Origin of the sequence: Shewanella seohaensis, assembly GCF_023283775.1 — a bacterium.
Lineage (GTDB): Bacteria > Pseudomonadota > Gammaproteobacteria > Enterobacterales > Shewanellaceae > Shewanella > Shewanella seohaensis.
In genome coordinates, this window is sequence record NZ_JAKILE010000006.1 from 218055 (window position 1) to 233685 (window position 15631).

A 15631-nucleotide genomic window follows, 5' to 3' on the forward strand; every position below is an offset into this window, starting at 1 on the left:
TTATGCAAACAGACGAACTTCGCCGTCACCTTCAATATTGGTTACGCAGCGATGGCACAGCGTTGGGTGAGCCTCAATCGTGCCCACTTCTTCCCTATGGTGCCAACAACGTTCGCATTTCTCTGCTGTTGTTGCATTTACCACTAACTTCAATGAAGCCAATTCAGTTTCAACGGCATCGCTTGTCGCATCTGCCAATGGCAATACTTTGGCTTCTGAAGTTAACAGGACGAAACGCAGCTCATCACCAATGTGCGTTAACTGCTCAGCTAAAGCAGCATCGGCAAACAGCGTGACTTCGGCTTCCAAGGAGCCGCCAATACGTTTATCGCGACGCGCTTGCTCGATAACCTTGTTGACTTCGTTACGCACAGTCAGCAGATTTTCCCAGTACGCATCACTTAAATCAGTATCTAAAGTGATAGATTGCAGATCTTGGTACCATTCTTGGGTAAACACGTAAGCATCACGTTGACCTGGCAGTAATTGCCACACTTCGTCGGCAGTAAAGCTCAGGATTGGCGCAATCCAACGCACCATAGCCTCAGCAATGTGGAACAGTGCCGATTGGCAGCTACGACGGGCATGGCCCTCTTGCTTAGCGGTATATTGACGGTCTTTGATGATGTCTAAGTAGAAGCTACCTAGCTCAACCGAGCAGAACTGCATCAGCTTTTGCGTCACAATATGGAAGTTATATTGCTCATAAGCTTCAATGATTTCTTGCTGCAGCGCTGCCGCGCGGCGCACTGCCCAGCGATCTAACGCCACCATATCTTCTACAGCCACTAAATCCTTATCTGGGTCGAAGCCATTAAGGTTCGCCAGTAAGAAACGAGCAGTGTTACGAATACGGCGATAAGCATCGGCGCTACGGTTTAAGATTTCATCCGATACCGTCATTTCACCGCTGTAGTCGGTTGCCGCAACCCAAAGACGCAGAATATCCGCACCTAGCTTGTTGGTCACTTGCTGAGGCGCAATAACGTTACCGATAGATTTCGACATCTTGCGACCTTTACCATCAACGGTAAAGCCGTGGGTTAGCACTTGCTTGTAAGGTGCTTTGCCAGTCATTGCGGTAGAAATCATCAGAGATGACATAAACCAACCACGGTGTTGATCGCTACCTTCAAGGTATAAATCGACACCATGACCATGAAACTCTGGGCGCGCACCTACCACAGAAGCAAAGGTTGAGCCTGAGTCGTACCATACGTCTAAGGTATCGGTCACTTTACGGTATTGTTCGGCTTCTTCGCCCAGTAATTCGGCGGCATCGAGATCCCACCAAGCTTGAATGCCTTCTTGCTCAATACGATTAGCTACACGTGCCATTAGCGACACGCTGTCAGGGTGCAGCTCTTCGGTTTCACGGTGTACGAATAAGGTAATTGGCACGCCCCAAGTACGTTGACGGGAGATACACCAATCAGGGCGATTCTCAACCATCTTCTCGATACGGCTTTGGCCCCAGTCAGGGATCCACTGAGTCTGTTCAATTTCGCTTAATGCTTGCTTGCGCAGGTTTTGGTTATCCATTGAGATAAACCATTGCGGCGTAGCACGGAAGATAATGGGCGTTTTATGGCGCCAGCAGTGTGGGTAGCTGTGACGGTACGCAACATGGTGTAATAGCGCACCTTGTTCTTTCAGCAGGGCAACCACATTGTCGTTTGCTTTAAATACGTGTTGACCGGCAAAAAACTCAGTGTCTGGTTTGTAAACGCCATTATCACCAACAGGGTTGGCCACTTCTAAGCCGTATTTTTGACCTACCACGAAGTCGTCTTGACCATGGCCAGGTGCCGTGTGAACCACACCCGTACCCGCGTCAGTCGTCACGTGGTCGCCTAAAATCGCAGGTACGTCAAAGGCTAAGAATGGATGCTTAAAGCGAACCAGCTCAAGTGCTGCGCCTTTAACTTTACCTAACACGCTGTGACTCTCGGCGCCGTAACGCGTCATACAAGCTTCAACTAACACATCGGCCAGAATAACTGCGTGAGTCGCTCCATCTTTCGTAAATTCAACCAAGCTGTAATCAAGCTCTGGGCTGATAGATAACGCACGGTTAGCAGGCAGCGTCCAAGGGGTGGTAGTCCAAATCACCATAGCCACAGGATGTGAGTAATCGCTTACACCAAATTGAGCGGCTAAAGCTTTGCTATCAGTCGCAGTAAAGGCCACATCGATAGCGGGAGAGGTTTTATCCTCGTATTCCACTTCGGCTTCAGCCAATGCTGAACCACAGTCTGTACACCAATGAACAGGTTTAACACCTTTATGTAAGTGACCGTTTTCAATCACTTTAGATAAAGAGCGTACGATATTGGCTTCGGTAGCAAAGTCCATCGTTAAATAAGGCTTTTGCCAATCACCCAGCACGCCTAAACGAATAAAGTCAGCACGTTGGCCATCGACTTGCTCGGCAGCATATTTACGGCATTCCTCACGGAATTCGGCCGCTGAAATTTTTTGACCAGGCTTACCGACTTTTTGCTCAACTTTCAGTTCAATTGGCAGACCGTGGCAATCCCAACCAGGCACATAAGGCGCGTCAAAACCTGACATGGTTTTTGACTTAACAATAATGTCCTTAAGAATTTTGTTGACTGAGTGACCAATATGAATACTGCCGTTCGCATACGGTGGGCCGTCATGCAAAATAAAAGGTGTGCGGCCAATTCGGCTATCACGGATCTGCTGATACAGACCGTCTTTCGTCCAGCGCTCTAACATCTCTGGCTCGCGATTTGCCAAATTACCACGCATCGGAAACTCAGTTTCCGGCAAATTCAAAGTAAATTTATAGTCGCTCATTGATCCTATACCGTTAATTAAACTGATAAATATCAGCCTGCATCGTTACCAAATAAAGCTCTGGCCTCATTTGCATCATTCAAAATCTGTTGTTTTAGTGCATCCAATGAATCAAAGGGTTGTTCATCGCGAAGTTTTGCCACTAACTCAACCTCAACATGCTTGCCATAAATGTCACCTTCAAAATCAAAAAGATGCACCTCAAGCTGACAAACTTGACCATTTACGGTCGGGCGGAAACCAATGTTGGCAACCCCTTCATAAATATCGCTCTCATCCCAATAGAGTTTCACCGCAAACACCCCGCGCACGGGCACCACATTGCGTTTGAGGGCAATATTGGCGGTGGGGAAACCTATGGTTCGGCCAATTTTTTGGCCATGGGCCACACGGCCGCTTAAGGTAAAAGGATGACCGAGTAGGCGTCTTGCCTGCTCAAGGTTTCCTTTAGCCAATTGTTCTCTTACCGCAGTCGAACTCACACGTTGCGAGCCCACCACAAAACTCTGGGTGCTGACCACAGTAAAGCCATAACGAGCTCCCGCCTGCATCAGCATTTCAAAATTGCCTTTTCGGCCTTGACCAAAGCAAAAGTCATCGCCAACGACGAGGTATTTCACCCCGAGCTTGCGCACCAACAGTTCTTCGATGAAATGCTCTGCCGGTTGGTCTGCAAAGGCACGGTTGAAGTTAACACACACTAACCGTTCAACGCCTAATTCATCTAACAGGATAATTTTGTCCCGCAATAAACTCAGACGCGCGGGCGCATTCTCACCACGGAACAACTCCTGTGGTTGAGGCTCAAACGTCATCACCGTCGGAGGTAATGAAAGCTGCTTGGCCTTTTGCACCAGATTGGCAATCACCTGTGCATGGCCGCGATGCACGCCATCAAAATTACCTATCGTCAGCACACAGCCATGGTGAGATGACAAAATGTTATGTATACCGCGGATTAATTCCATAACTTTAGACAACTGCCAAGCGCAAATCGGCTGATTATATAACAGCTAACGATAAGAATCAGCAATCAAACTCCCCGTTTCATTGACCAAGGACGAATTCCTAACGCCAATAAGCCAAGTAAATACGTCATAGCGCCAACAGCAATCAAACCAATCAAAGCCTTAGCACGCCCAACCAGCTGCCATTCCAACCATTGGGATTGTGAAGGTAAGAAGTAGTACAAGACTACCACCATCAAGGCTGCCGAAACCACGGCTTTAAGGAAAAACACCATTGTTGGCTTAGAAATTCGGTAAACACCCGCCTTATGTAGGCCGCGATATAACAAAGTGGCATTCAATAAAGCCGACATCGATGTCGCAATCGCTAAGCCGACATAACCAAAGGGAATCGCAAAGATCAAGTTAAAGCCCATATTGGTGATCATGGCGATAATGCCGTAGCGCACTGGAGTCTTAGTGTCTTGGCGCGAGTAATATCCAGGCGCTAACACTTTAATAAGCATAAAGCTGAGTAAACCACTGCCATAAGCCATCAAGCTGTAGGATGCCATCTCAACGTCTTGGATAGAGAAGGCGCCGCGCATAAACAGCACCATCAACATAGGTTGGGCGAGCACAATCAGCCCCATCATGGCGGGTAATCCTAATAACAGAATCGCCTTGATGCCCCAATCCATGGTTTTACCAAAGCCATCGCCTTCTGCATTTACATGATTTCGAGATAGAGCAGGTAAAATCACTGTACCAATGGCAATACCAAACAAACCGAGTGGAAATTCCAATAAACGGTCCGAATAGTACAACCAGCTAATAGAGCCCGTCATCAGGAAGCTGGCGATAAAAGTATCGAATAACAGATTGATTTGTGAGACAGACACACCAAAAAGCGCAGGGATCATCAGAGTTCTAATCTTCACGACCCCAGGGTGTTTCCAGCCCCATGACGGTTTAACGAGAGCCTTTTCTCTAAGTAGAAAGGGGATCTGGAATAAAAACTGAATTAAACCGCCACAGAACACCCCCCACGCCAAGGTAATTTCAGGCTGGGAAGACGTAGGCGCAAAAAACATCGCCGCCGCAATAATGGCCACGTTTAAGAATACTGGGGTAAAGGCTGATACAGCAAAACGCCCACGGGTATTTAGGATGGACCCCGCTAACGCGGTAAAGGTGATAAACCACAAATACGGGAAGGTGATTTTAAGCACAACGGTTGCCAGCTCAAACTTGGCACCATCGGGCTCATTGTTAAGCCAGGCCACAAACCAGCCGCCACCAAATAAGGCCGACAATACGGGGGAAGCGATAACACCGACAAGAGTCACAATGGTCACCAAGAGCCCTAAGGTCCCCGCCACTTTACTGAGTAACTCTCGAGTCTCGTCCGAAGTGTGTTTTTCCTGATATTCGGTCAATACGGGAACAAATGCCTGAGCAAAAGCGCCCTCGGCAAATAATCGACGTAAAAAGTTAGGAATTTTATTGGCGAAGAAAAAAACGTCGGCGCTTGTACCTGCCCCCATTAAATTGGCAACAACTACATCTCGAACCAAACCTAAAACACGAGAAATCAACGTCATAGCACTAACAATCATGCCAGATTTCAATAATTTTTTACTCAAACGTCCCCCAGACCTACATCGAATGGATTAGGTGATTCATCTCAAAAAATCGACTCAGGCTCTGTCACACTGCGGCAATAGCTGTTAGAATTGCGCCACATATTACACGAGTTGGGTTGAAGATAGCCAAGGCGGGTTGAATTAATTTATCTTTATGATGATTATTCAATCATAGTCATTGACAAAGTGACTAAATGCAGGCATATTCCTCGGCCTTTAAAAGTATCAAATCCAGTTTTTAGGAGTTGCACCTTGGCTAATAGCAAGTCTGCAAAGAAGCGCGCGCTTCAATCTGAAAAGCGTCGTCAGCATAACGCCAGCCGTCGCTCAATGTTACGTACATACGTTAAAAAAGTAATCGCTGCTATCAAAGCTGGCGATCACAAAACAGCAACTGAAGCTTTCGCTGCTGCACAACCAATCGTTGACCGTATGGCGACTAAAGGCCTTATTCACAAGAATAAAGCTGCCCGTCATAAGGCTCGTTTGAACGCTAAGATCAAAGCACTTGCGGCTTAATTTTCTTAGTAAATAAAAAAAACCGGCAATTGCCGGTTTTTTTATATCTGATGATTACCATTAATGACAATAAATATTGTTCAGTAAATGGATCATCTCACGCACTTCATCACTCTTAAGCGAATAAAATACGGTTTGCGCTTCTTTGCGTGTGGTTACTAAATTATCTTTGCGCAACCAAGCAAGGTGTTGTGATAGTGCCGATTGACTTAAGCCTAATTTTTTATTCATTTCGCCAACGCACATTTCACCTTCGTTCAATAAATAACAAAGGATAAATAAACGGCGTTCGTTTGCGAGTGCTTTTAATAGCACTACGGCATGATCGGCTCGCTCCTGCATCAATTCAATATTCATTACGCACTTTTTCTCCTAAAACTAACCCCTGCGCTAATATAGCGTTGCCTTACAGATATAGTCGGGACATAAAGCACACTTTTTGCTAGATTGTTTTCAAAAATGGGACATGCTTAATAAAAATAAAGGAAACCTATGAAATCCTACCAAACAACACTAATAACAGGGCTATTTATTGGCGGTTTGAGCGCTTGCCAAACTCACGTAGAGACACCCGTAAAAAACGATATTCCGGCTCAATTGCAGCAAACCGCATTAGCTTCATCTTTAGGATATGACATAGTCGAATCCCTCACTGTAGAAGTCGGCCCACGCTTAGCTGGCAGCCCAAAAGACATTATTGCCGTAAACTGGGCAATGAATAAGTTAACAAGTCTTGGGTTTGATAAGGTTTATAAAGAGCCTGTACAAGTTCCGATTTGGGAACGCGGTGAAGCCAAAGCCAAGATGATCTCGCCGGTAGAACAGCCTTTAGTGATAACTGCCTTAGGGGGCAGTATTGCCACGCCAGCCGAAGGCATTCAAGCCAAAATTGCTCGTTTTGATAGCCTTGCGGCACTACAAGCGGCAAATCCAGAAGATGTAAAAGGCAAGATTGCCTTTATCGACCAAAAGACCGAACGTCACATCACAGGTGAAGGTTATGGCAAAAGTGTCGGCGGCCGCTCAAAAGGCGCAGTCGCAGCCGCACAAAAGGGAGCCGTAGCAATTGTCATTCGCTCGATTGGCACCGACCATGACCGCATGGCGCACACTGGTGTGATGCGTTATCAAGATGGCGTGCCTAAAATCCCAGCCGCAGCGATGTCTAATCCCGATGCCGACTTAGTAGATGCGATGTTAAAACGCGATCCAAACGCGGTGCTCGAGCTACACATGTCACCAAAGGATTTAGGCTCCAACACATCCTACAATGTGATTGCAGAAGTCACAGGCAGTAGTAAACCTAGCGAAATCGTTCTGATTGGTGCTCACTTAGATTCTTGGGACGAAGGTACAGGCGCGATTGATGATGGCGCAGGCGTTGCGATTGTGACGGCAGCGGCGAAACATATTCAAGATCTTCCGCAAAAGCCCGCTCGTACGGTACGAGTGGTTCTATATGCTGCTGAAGAAATTGGTTTAGTGGGAGGCAAGGCTTATGCTGAAGCGCACAAAGCCGAGCTACCTCTGCATTATATTGCTGCCGAATCGGACTTTGGCGCAGGCCCAATTTATCAAATCGACACTAAGGTAAGTGACGGCATTTTCGCCCAAGTTCAAGAAAGCATAAAACCAATGACATACAACGGTGTTGCCCTCGGCAATAACCAAGCCTCTGGTGGGCCTGATGTCTCTATGCTGCCCGCATTAGGCGTACCAGTTGCTTCATTAAGACAGGATGGTCACGATTACTTCGATTACCACCACACCCCTAACGATACCTTAGATAAAATAGACCCTAAGGCGCTGGCACAAAATGTGGCTGCGTACGCTCAATTTGCTTATATCATGGCAAACTCGAATTTACTGTTAACCCCCATTAGCACTGAATCGAAATAAGCCTCATAAGTAAATCTTTCACCCATAAAAAGAGCAGCCTAAGCTGCTCTTTTTATTTAAACCGTAATAAGTTACTGCGCTTCACGCAAGAATGTTGGCTCATTAGGTTTACTCAATTCTTCACTGTAGTAATAACCTGCCATATCAAACGCTTTTAATTCATCAATTGAACTGACTTGCTGATCAATGATATATCTTGCCAGCATTCCCCGTGCTTTTTTCGCAAAGAAACTGATGATTTTATATTGGCCATTTTTAAAATCTTTAAAGACAGGAGTGATTAATTGCCCAGTTAATTGCTTTGGTTTAACCGCTTTAAAATATTCATTCGATGCAAGGTTAATTATCAGCTCATCACCCTGCTCTGCAACGGCACGATTGACCGCTTCGGTGAGAATATTGCCCCAGAAATCGTAGAGATTCTTACCTTTAGGATTGGCAAGCGCAGTCCCCATTTCTAAACGGTAAGGTAAAATCAAATCCAAGGGTCGCAGTAAACCATAGAGACCAGATAAAATACGCAATTGTGACTGAGTACGTTCGAGCTGTTCAGGCGTCAACGTATCGGCATCAAACCCCGTATACACATCCCCCCGAAACGCAAAAATCGCCTGTTTGGCGTTGGCAATACTGTAGTCGGGCGTCCACTCACCAAAACGCGCGGCATTTAAGCCCGCGATGTTATCGCTCACCTTCATTAATGTTGCAATGTCACTCGGGGTTAACCGTTGGCAGACTTGAATGAGTTCTTGGCTATAAGCTAAAAAATCGGGCCGAGTATGGGTTTGAGTCAAAGGAGGTTGCTCAAAATCTAGGGTTTTCGCCGGTGAAACCAAAATCAACATTAACACGCTCCAAGAAATAAAATAAGCCACTATGATACTGAACAGGTATAAAAAAACCACGTGCGGATGACGTGGTTTTTCCGATAGCGCTAATCAGTGAACTTGAGTTTAGCGACTCAGCGCAGATTCTGTACGCGTTTTCGCCTGCTCGTTAGCACTATTATCCTGCCAAATACCATCATCGAGTTGTTCCATTAACTCAGGGAACTTGCTGCGATCGAACTCAGGCATTTTGCCACTCTTCAATTGTTCACAATAATCATTAATAACCCGAATCGCGAGGCCCGATAACAACAGCAATGCAATAATATTGACCGTGGCCATCAGCCCCATAGACACGTCCGCTAAGTTCCACACTAAGCTGATTTTAGCCACAGCACCAAACATCACCATGCCCAATACGCACAGACGGAATAGCGGTAACGCCTTAGTGCTGTTGCCCGTCAGGAACATCACATTGGTTTCCGCGTAGGAATAGTTAGCAATGATAGAGGTAAAACAGAATAGGAAAATCGCTATCGCGATAAAGGCGCCGCCCCAGTCTCCAACGTGGTTTGACATCGCATTTATGGTGAGACGAATGCCGTCTTCACTAGAACCGATGTCGCCTGAAAGTAAAATAATTGCCGCAGTTGCAGTACAGATAACGATGGTATCGACAAACACTCCCATCATCTGCACAAAACCTTGGGATGCTGGATGGTTAGGATTCGGTGATGCACTGGCCGCGACGTTTGCTGCGCTCCCCATCCCCGCCTCGTTTGAGAACAAACCACGGGCAATCCCCGCTTGCATGGCTTGTGCGACAGTATAAGCAACGCCACCCGCAGCGGCCTCTTGCCAACCGAAGGCACTCTTTACGATCAGGCTTATCACGGCTGGTAATTGTTCTAAATTGAACAGCACAATAATGAAAGCGATCAGAATATAAGCCAGCGCCATGATAGGCACGATAAACTCAGACACTCGAGCAACTTTACGTAACCCACCGACAATCACAAAGCCACTGGCTATCACTAACCCAATACCCACATAGGTTGGATTGAAGCCAAACACCCGCTCCATTGCCCCCGTAATGGTATTCGCTTGCACCGCGTTAAACACCAGACCAAAGGCAATGATCAGGAAGAAAGCAAACAACACTCCCATCCATCTCTGACCAAGCCCTTTCTCCATATAATAGGAAGGACCGCCGCGGAATTGACCGTTGGTGTCACGCACCTTATATACTTGCGCAAGAGTCGACTCCACCATAGCCGTCGCCATACCTAACATGGCAATAAGCCACATCCAGAATACGGCGCCAGGTCCAGCTGCGCCGATAGCCACAGCCACCCCAGCCATGTTTCCAGCCCCCACACGGGCCGCCATACTGGTACAAAAGACTTGGAATGAAGACAGACCACTCTCGCAACCTTGGCGGCTCATGGTCATCACTTTAAGAGAATGTTTGAAATGCGTAATTTGAATAAAAACAAGTCGTAAGGTGAAATAAAGGCCCGCACCCACCAGTCCGTATACGAGCAATTTGCCCCAGAGCAGTGCGTTCAAAAAGTTTACAATGGTTTCTAGCATATTATTTTACTTCTTCCCGTAGCAAATGCCCTCCTCTACCTATAATTAAGGGAGAGGTGCAACATTTGTGGTGAATGAATCCTTCCAAATAAAGGTAAGAATATCGGTAGATTTATTCTTTCAAATTATCCTTCCGTGAATTTACAACATCACGGCTACCGAATTCAACGCAGCAAAATAGCACAGTATTCGAAATTACTCATGTGATCAAGCCTACGTTTGCCCACTAAAACAGCAGTGAACTCACACAGACAAAGCTCAGATAAGTCACTGTTAATATTAAATTAACAAAAATACAAACTTAAGCCACATGCGTTAACCACAGACACAAGTTTTAAAATTTGGATGTAGAACACATTTTTGTAAGAAAATTACAAATATAGTAACTCCAAGAAAACACAATTCACTTCCGTCTGCTCCAATGAGGCTTAATATGACGACTACTACACATGAGATTAATGCTCTTAAAAAGTATGTAAGAGCCACAAACTTCCTCGCTACGTCTCAGATTTATTTAAAACAAAACGTATTACACAAACGACCCCTTGCGCATTCGGACATTAAGCCTCGTTTGCTCGGTCACTGGGGAACCTGTCCAGGTATCAACTTTGTCTATGCCAACGTCAACCGACTCATTGTAAAACATAATCGTCCTTTCATTTACCTCGTCGGCCCAGGCCATGGTTTCCCCGCAGTACAAGCTAACTTATTCATTGAAGGCTCACTCAGCCACTTCTATCCAGAAACCATTCCTTATAATGAAACCGGTATCGAAGATATCTGTAAGAAGTTTTCTGCGGCCTATGGTTATCCATCACACGCAAACCCTGAAGCCCCCGGTCAAATCCTTGAAGGAGGCGAATTAGGTTACTCATTAGCTGTAGGTTGGGGCGCCGTATTAGACAATCCTGATCTTATCGCAACAGTATTAGTCGGTGACGGTGAATCTGAAACCGGCCCTCTGGCAGCCTCTTGGTATGCTAACCGTTTAGTCTCCCCCGCAACCAACGGTGCCGTGTTACCTATCGTGCATATCAACGGCTATAAAATTTCAGGCCCAACCCGTATGGGACGTATGAGCCATGAAGAGCTAGATCTTGAATTCCGTGGTCTGGGTTATCACCCAATTATTGTCGACAGTGAAGCGGAAGAAGATATCTACGTTCAAATGACTGCCGCGATGGATACTGCTTACAGCATGATTAACGATATCCAAACCCGTGCTCGTAACGGTGAAGATATTGTCAAACCTCGCTGGCCAGTGATTTTAATGCGCACCGCTAAAGGTTGGACAGGGGTAAGCGAATATAATGGTACAAAATTAGAAGGTAACTGCGAATCGCACCAAGTTATCGTCAATAAATGCGCGACGGATAAAGGTCACCTTAGCGCACTGGATAACTGGCTTGCCAGCTATCAGTTCCAAGAGCTCTACCAAATTAATGCCCAGGGTGAACTGATTTTTGATGCGGATATTAGCTCTCTGATCCCACCCAAACATTTAGCCTGTGGTCGTCAACATCTTACTTATGGTGGTGAAGTCGTCAGAGCCCTATCGAATCCAGATCTCGAAAAGCTCAGCTACGGCCCAGAAGTACCACGTGGACACCGCGGTTACTCCATGTTGAAAATGGGACAATGGATGCGTGACGCATTCAAACTGAACCGTGATCAACGTAACTTACGCATCTTTAGCCCAGACGAAACCTATTCAAACCAACTGCAAGCGGTATTTGAAGAAACCGACCGCGCATGGCAATGGCCAATTGAAAGTTGGGACGAGGATATGACTCGTGATGGCCGCGTACTCGAGTTACTCTCTGAAAACTTACTGTTTGGTATGCTACATGGTTACACTGTGACAGGTCGTCACGGCATGTTCCCAACCTATGAGTCTTTCTCACAGGTTGTGTCCTCAATGGCCGACCAATACTGTAAGTACGTTTATGCCAGCCAAGGGGTGCATTTCCGTAAACCCTTACCCGCATGCAACGTCGTACTATCTTCATTATTAGAGCGTCAAGATCACAACGGTTACTCGCATCAGAATCCATCATTCTTGGGTGCGATGCTGGAAAAACATCCGAAGATCATTTCGGCTTATTTACCTGCGGATGCAAACAGCACTTTAGTTTATACCGAACGCGCTTTTGCCGATCGTGACAAACTGAACATCCTAGTGGCAGGTAAAAAAGAACTGCCACAATGGTTGAGTTTAGAAGAAGCACGTAAGCAAGCCAAAGACGGTGTGATGGTGTGGGATTTTGCTTCCGATGAAAATCCAGATATCGTTCTTGCGGGTTGTGGTGATTATGTCACTCAAGAATGTATGGCTTCACTTGTGATTATTCGTGAACTCTTGCCTAGAGTGAGAATTCGTTTTGTCAGCGTGACCGAATTAAGCAGTGATGGTTTAGGTAGCCGTAAGTTTAAAGAAAAACCTTGGATAATGGATGAAATATTTACCCAAGATAAAGGGGTTGTATTTAACTATCACGGTTATCCAAATACTATCAAAAAGTTAATTTTTGACTACAAAGGAAGTCGCCGTTTCAGAATTAAAGGTTATGAAGAAGAAGGTTCAACTACAACACCATTTGATATGGGTGTTCGTAATGGTACTTCTCGCTATCACCTTGTTATTGATATGGCTTACAAACTATTCCAACAAGGCGTCATCGATGAAACCAAGCACGTTTCGATCACAACCGATATGCTGCAACGACTCGTTGATCATCGCAACTATATTAAGGCAAACGGTGTTGACCCTGTCGAAATTGAAAATTGGGTTTGGACCCGTTAATCCCAAATTTTAATTAACAAATTAAATACAATTAAAAGGCATCCTTCAGGATGCCTTTTTAACATCAATCAAAAGTAACAACATGCTATTCCATAAAAAAACTTTGGACTAAGCACTGGAAAAATTTAACAAATGAAGTGATAATTAATCGCTGGCTACAATACCAAAGGATCCCCACACTAAGTGCTAGCAATGTTTTGCATAAAACCTGCAAAGCATATTGGTGGAGAATCATAAACAATGGACTTAGAGAAAATGATGAAGAATACATTAAAAGTAGTTTTGCTTACATCAATGCTTCCACTTGCTGCCAGTGCATCTCAAGAGTTAACACCTTGGTATGTTGGTGCAGGTTTAGGCGTTAATAACTATGAACACATTGCAACTGACAACGGCGATGACAACCCATACGCATGGGACATCTTTGCAGGCTATATGTTTAATGACTACTTTGGTGCTGAAATCGGCTATCGTGATCTAGGTAGTGCAGATTGGACCTATGCAGGCATTGGCAATGATGCAGACGTTAAAGGTGCAACTCTTGGCTTAGTTGGTGTATGGCCACTAGGTAACCGTTGGAGCCTATCTGCTGAAGCTGGCGCAATGTACTACACCCTAGAAAACAACCAACGCGTTGGTGGCGTTTCTAGTTCTTACAGCGAAAACGACTTTGCACCTTACTTCGGCGCAGGTGTTGGTTATAACTTCACTGATAACCTGAAGTTACAAGCTAAATACCGTCGCTATGAAAACTTAGACGATAACGCTGGTGCCAGTGCGATCGTTCCAGTAAATGCTGACAGCAACTACTGGGGCTTAGAATTAAGCTACCGTTTCGGTTCTCCAGCTGCTCCAGTAGCTGCAGCAGTTGTTGCTGCAACACCAGTTGACTCTGACAACGATGGCGTTTACGACGATAAAGATCAGTGCCCAGCAACTCCTGCAACTCACAAAGTTGACTCTGTTGGCTGTACTATCTATGAAAACGTTAAGAAGCAAGAAGATGTAGGTTCTATCCAGTTTGCTAACGATTCTGCTGTAGTGAAGAAAGAGTACTACAAAGACATCGAAAGACTGGCTAACTACATGAACAAAAACCCAGAATTCACAGTTGAAATTGCTGGTCACGCTTCTAACGTAGGTAAACCAGAATACAACATGGTTCTGTCTGACAAGCGTGCTGACGCTGTTGCTAAGATCCTTGTTGAAAAATATGGCATCAGCCAAAGCCGTGTAACTTCTAACGGTTACGGTATCACTAAGCCATTAGTCGCTGGTGACACTAAAGAAGCTCATGCTGCAAACCGTCGCATCGAAGCTATCGTGACAACTACTGAGAAACAACCTGTTCTGAAGTAATTGCACTCTTAAGAATAAAAAAGTCGCTGCTTGCAGCGACTTTTTGTTTTTGTAACATCTACACTATGCAATCTGATGACGCTTAGCTCACTGTTGTAATGCAATCACAGCTTTTCGCCTAAATTCGATATAGTTTTACCATTTTTGTAATTTTTTTACATTGATGGTTGGAAAAGTTGGCAAAATCGCTTCTAATAGTCATCAGTTCATTTCTGAGTTTAGACCGCTATCTGAGAAGGATGTTTTTCATGGCAAATACATTAGAGCAACTCAAGTCATACACTACGATTGTGGCCGATACTGGCGATATTGAAGCGATCAAACGCTATCAGCCAGAAGACGCAACGACCAACCCATCACTCATTTTAAAAGCGGCTCAAATTCCCGAGTATAGCGCTCTAATCGACAATGCTATCGCGTGGGCTAAATTACAAAGTGCTGATATTGAGCAACAGATTGATGATGCCAGCGATAAACTTGCAGTGAACATTGGTGTCGAGATCCTAAAACTGGTCCCAGGCCGTATTTCGACCGAAGTGGATGCCCGCTTATCCTTCGATAAAGAAAAATCCATTGCCAAAGCGCATAAGCTAGTACGTCTGTACCAAGAAGCGGGTGTGGATAAATCTCGCATTCTGATCAAATTAGCCTCAACGTGGGAAGGCATTTGTGCCGCCAAAGAGTTAGAGCAAGAAGGCATCAACTGTAACTTAACCCTACTATTTAGCTTTGCTCAAGCACGTGCCTGTGCAGAAGCGGGCGTGTACTTAATTTCTCCATTCGTTGGCCGCATCCTCGACTGGTACAAAAAAGACACAGGTAAAGACTATGACGCAGTAAATGACCCAGGTGTTGTTTCTGTGACTGAAATTTACAACTACTACAAACAGCATGGCTATAACACGGTAGTCATGGGTGCAAGTTTCCGTAATATCGGTGAAATCATCGAATTAGCGGGTTGTGACCGCCTGACTATTGGCCCTTCATTACTCGAAGAGCTGGCAAACTCTCAAGTCGCTATTCAACCTAAACTCATTCCTGCCAGCACCACAGTTGCTGCCGGTGAGCTGTTAACCGAAGCGCAATTCCGTTGGGACTTCAACCAAGATCCTATGGCTGTCGACAAGTTAGCAGAAGGTATCCGTAACTTCGCCATCGACCAAGGCAAACTCGAAGTCATGCTCAAGGCAAAACTGGCAAACTAAGTATCTTCGG

General features: G+C 45.5%; 11 protein-coding genes. 5 read left to right on the forward strand and 6 right to left on the reverse strand.

The genetic code is table 11. The annotated features are described in order from the left end of the window. The 3 genes from ileS to murJ form a co-directional block, all read right to left on the reverse strand. A complete protein-coding gene (ileS, locus tag L2713_RS09405; RefSeq protein ID WP_248967696.1) occupies positions 1-2823 on the reverse strand; it encodes an isoleucine--tRNA ligase in 2823 nt (940 codons plus the stop codon). A 32-nt stretch (positions 2824-2855) separates the two neighbouring features. Then, a complete protein-coding gene (ribF, locus tag L2713_RS09410) occupies positions 2856-3791 on the reverse strand; it encodes a bifunctional riboflavin kinase/FAD synthetase (RefSeq protein ID WP_248967719.1) in 936 nt (311 codons plus the stop codon). Positions 3792-3856: 65 nt separating this feature from the next. Further along, positions 3857-5416, reverse strand: coding sequence for a murein biosynthesis integral membrane protein MurJ (gene murJ / locus L2713_RS09415; RefSeq protein ID WP_248967697.1), 1560 nt, complete (start codon positions 5414-5416; stop codon positions 3857-3859). A 252-nt stretch (positions 5417-5668) separates the two neighbouring features. Between murJ and rpsT the strand changes: the two genes are divergently transcribed. Then, a complete protein-coding gene (gene rpsT, locus L2713_RS09420) occupies positions 5669-5935 on the forward strand; it encodes a 30S ribosomal protein S20 (RefSeq protein WP_011623708.1) in 267 nt (88 codons plus the stop codon). Positions 5936-5995: 60 nt separating this feature from the next. Here rpsT and L2713_RS09425 read toward each other — a convergent pair whose 3' ends face one another. Next, positions 5996-6292 carry an ArsR/SmtB family transcription factor gene (locus L2713_RS09425; protein WP_006084975.1) on the reverse strand — a complete coding sequence of 99 codons (297 nt, stop codon included), beginning with the start codon at positions 6290-6292 and terminating at the stop codon, positions 5996-5998. Positions 6293-6427: 135 nt separating this feature from the next. Between L2713_RS09425 and L2713_RS09430 the strand changes: the two genes are divergently transcribed. Then, complete coding sequence (locus L2713_RS09430) at positions 6428-7834, forward strand: M28 family metallopeptidase (protein WP_248967698.1); 1407 nt, start codon at positions 6428-6430, stop codon at positions 7832-7834. 71 nt (positions 7835-7905) lie between these two features. On the opposite strand, the gene yaaA is transcribed toward L2713_RS09430, so the two are convergent. Together yaaA and L2713_RS09440 are read right to left on the reverse strand one after the other, a co-directional pair. Further along, on the reverse strand, positions 7906-8679 hold the full coding sequence (gene yaaA, locus L2713_RS09435; protein WP_248967699.1) for a peroxide stress protein YaaA: 774 nt from the start codon (positions 8677-8679) through the stop codon (positions 7906-7908). 108 nt (positions 8680-8787) lie between these two features. Further along, positions 8788-10254, reverse strand: a complete 1467-nt coding sequence (locus L2713_RS09440) for an alanine/glycine:cation symporter family protein (protein WP_109285558.1) — start codon at positions 10252-10254, stop codon at positions 8788-8790. 433 nt (positions 10255-10687) lie between these two features. On the opposite strand from L2713_RS09440, the gene L2713_RS09445 reads away from it, so the two are divergent. The 3 genes from L2713_RS09445 to tal all read left to right on the forward strand — a co-directional run bounded on the left by L2713_RS09445 (position 10688) and on the right by tal (position 15621). Then, positions 10688-13057, forward strand: a complete 2370-nt coding sequence (locus tag L2713_RS09445) for a phosphoketolase family protein (RefSeq protein ID WP_248967700.1) — start codon at positions 10688-10690, stop codon at positions 13055-13057. A 240-nt stretch (positions 13058-13297) separates the two neighbouring features. Continuing rightward, entirely contained in the window at positions 13298-14416 is a 1119-nt protein-coding gene (locus L2713_RS09450; RefSeq protein ID WP_248967701.1) for an OmpA family protein, read from the forward strand. Between the two features lie 248 nt (positions 14417-14664). Further along, positions 14665-15621, forward strand: coding sequence for a transaldolase (gene tal, locus L2713_RS09455; protein ID WP_248967702.1), 957 nt, complete (start codon positions 14665-14667; stop codon positions 15619-15621). The last annotated feature ends 10 nt before the right edge of the window (positions 15622-15631 follow it).

Excerpts from the sequence above, each read along its gene's own strand:
- ileS (WP_248967696.1), bottom strand. The coding sequence starts at position 2,823 with ATGAGCGACTATAAATTTACTTTGAATTTGCCGGAAACTGAGTTTCCG.
- L2713_RS09430 (WP_248967698.1), top strand. The coding sequence starts at position 6,428 with ATGAAATCCTACCAAACAACACTAATAACAGGGCTATTTATTGGCGGT.
- yaaA (WP_248967699.1), bottom strand. The coding sequence starts at position 8,679 with ATGTTGATTTTGGTTTCACCGGCGAAAACCCTAGATTTTGAGCAACCT.
- L2713_RS09450 (WP_248967701.1), top strand. The coding sequence starts at position 13,298 with ATGGACTTAGAGAAAATGATGAAGAATACATTAAAAGTAGTTTTGCTT.
- L2713_RS09445 (WP_248967700.1), top strand. The coding sequence starts at position 10,688 with ATGACGACTACTACACATGAGATTAATGCTCTTAAAAAGTATGTAAGA.
- L2713_RS09440 (WP_109285558.1), bottom strand. The coding sequence starts at position 10,254 with ATGCTAGAAACCATTGTAAACTTTTTGAACGCACTGCTCTGGGGCAAA.
- ribF (WP_248967719.1), bottom strand. The coding sequence starts at position 3,791 with ATGGAATTAATCCGCGGTATACATAACATTTTGTCATCTCACCATGGC.
- tal (WP_248967702.1), top strand. The coding sequence starts at position 14,665 with ATGGCAAATACATTAGAGCAACTCAAGTCATACACTACGATTGTGGCC.
- L2713_RS09425 (WP_006084975.1), bottom strand. The coding sequence starts at position 6,292 with ATGAATATTGAATTGATGCAGGAGCGAGCCGATCATGCCGTAGTGCTA.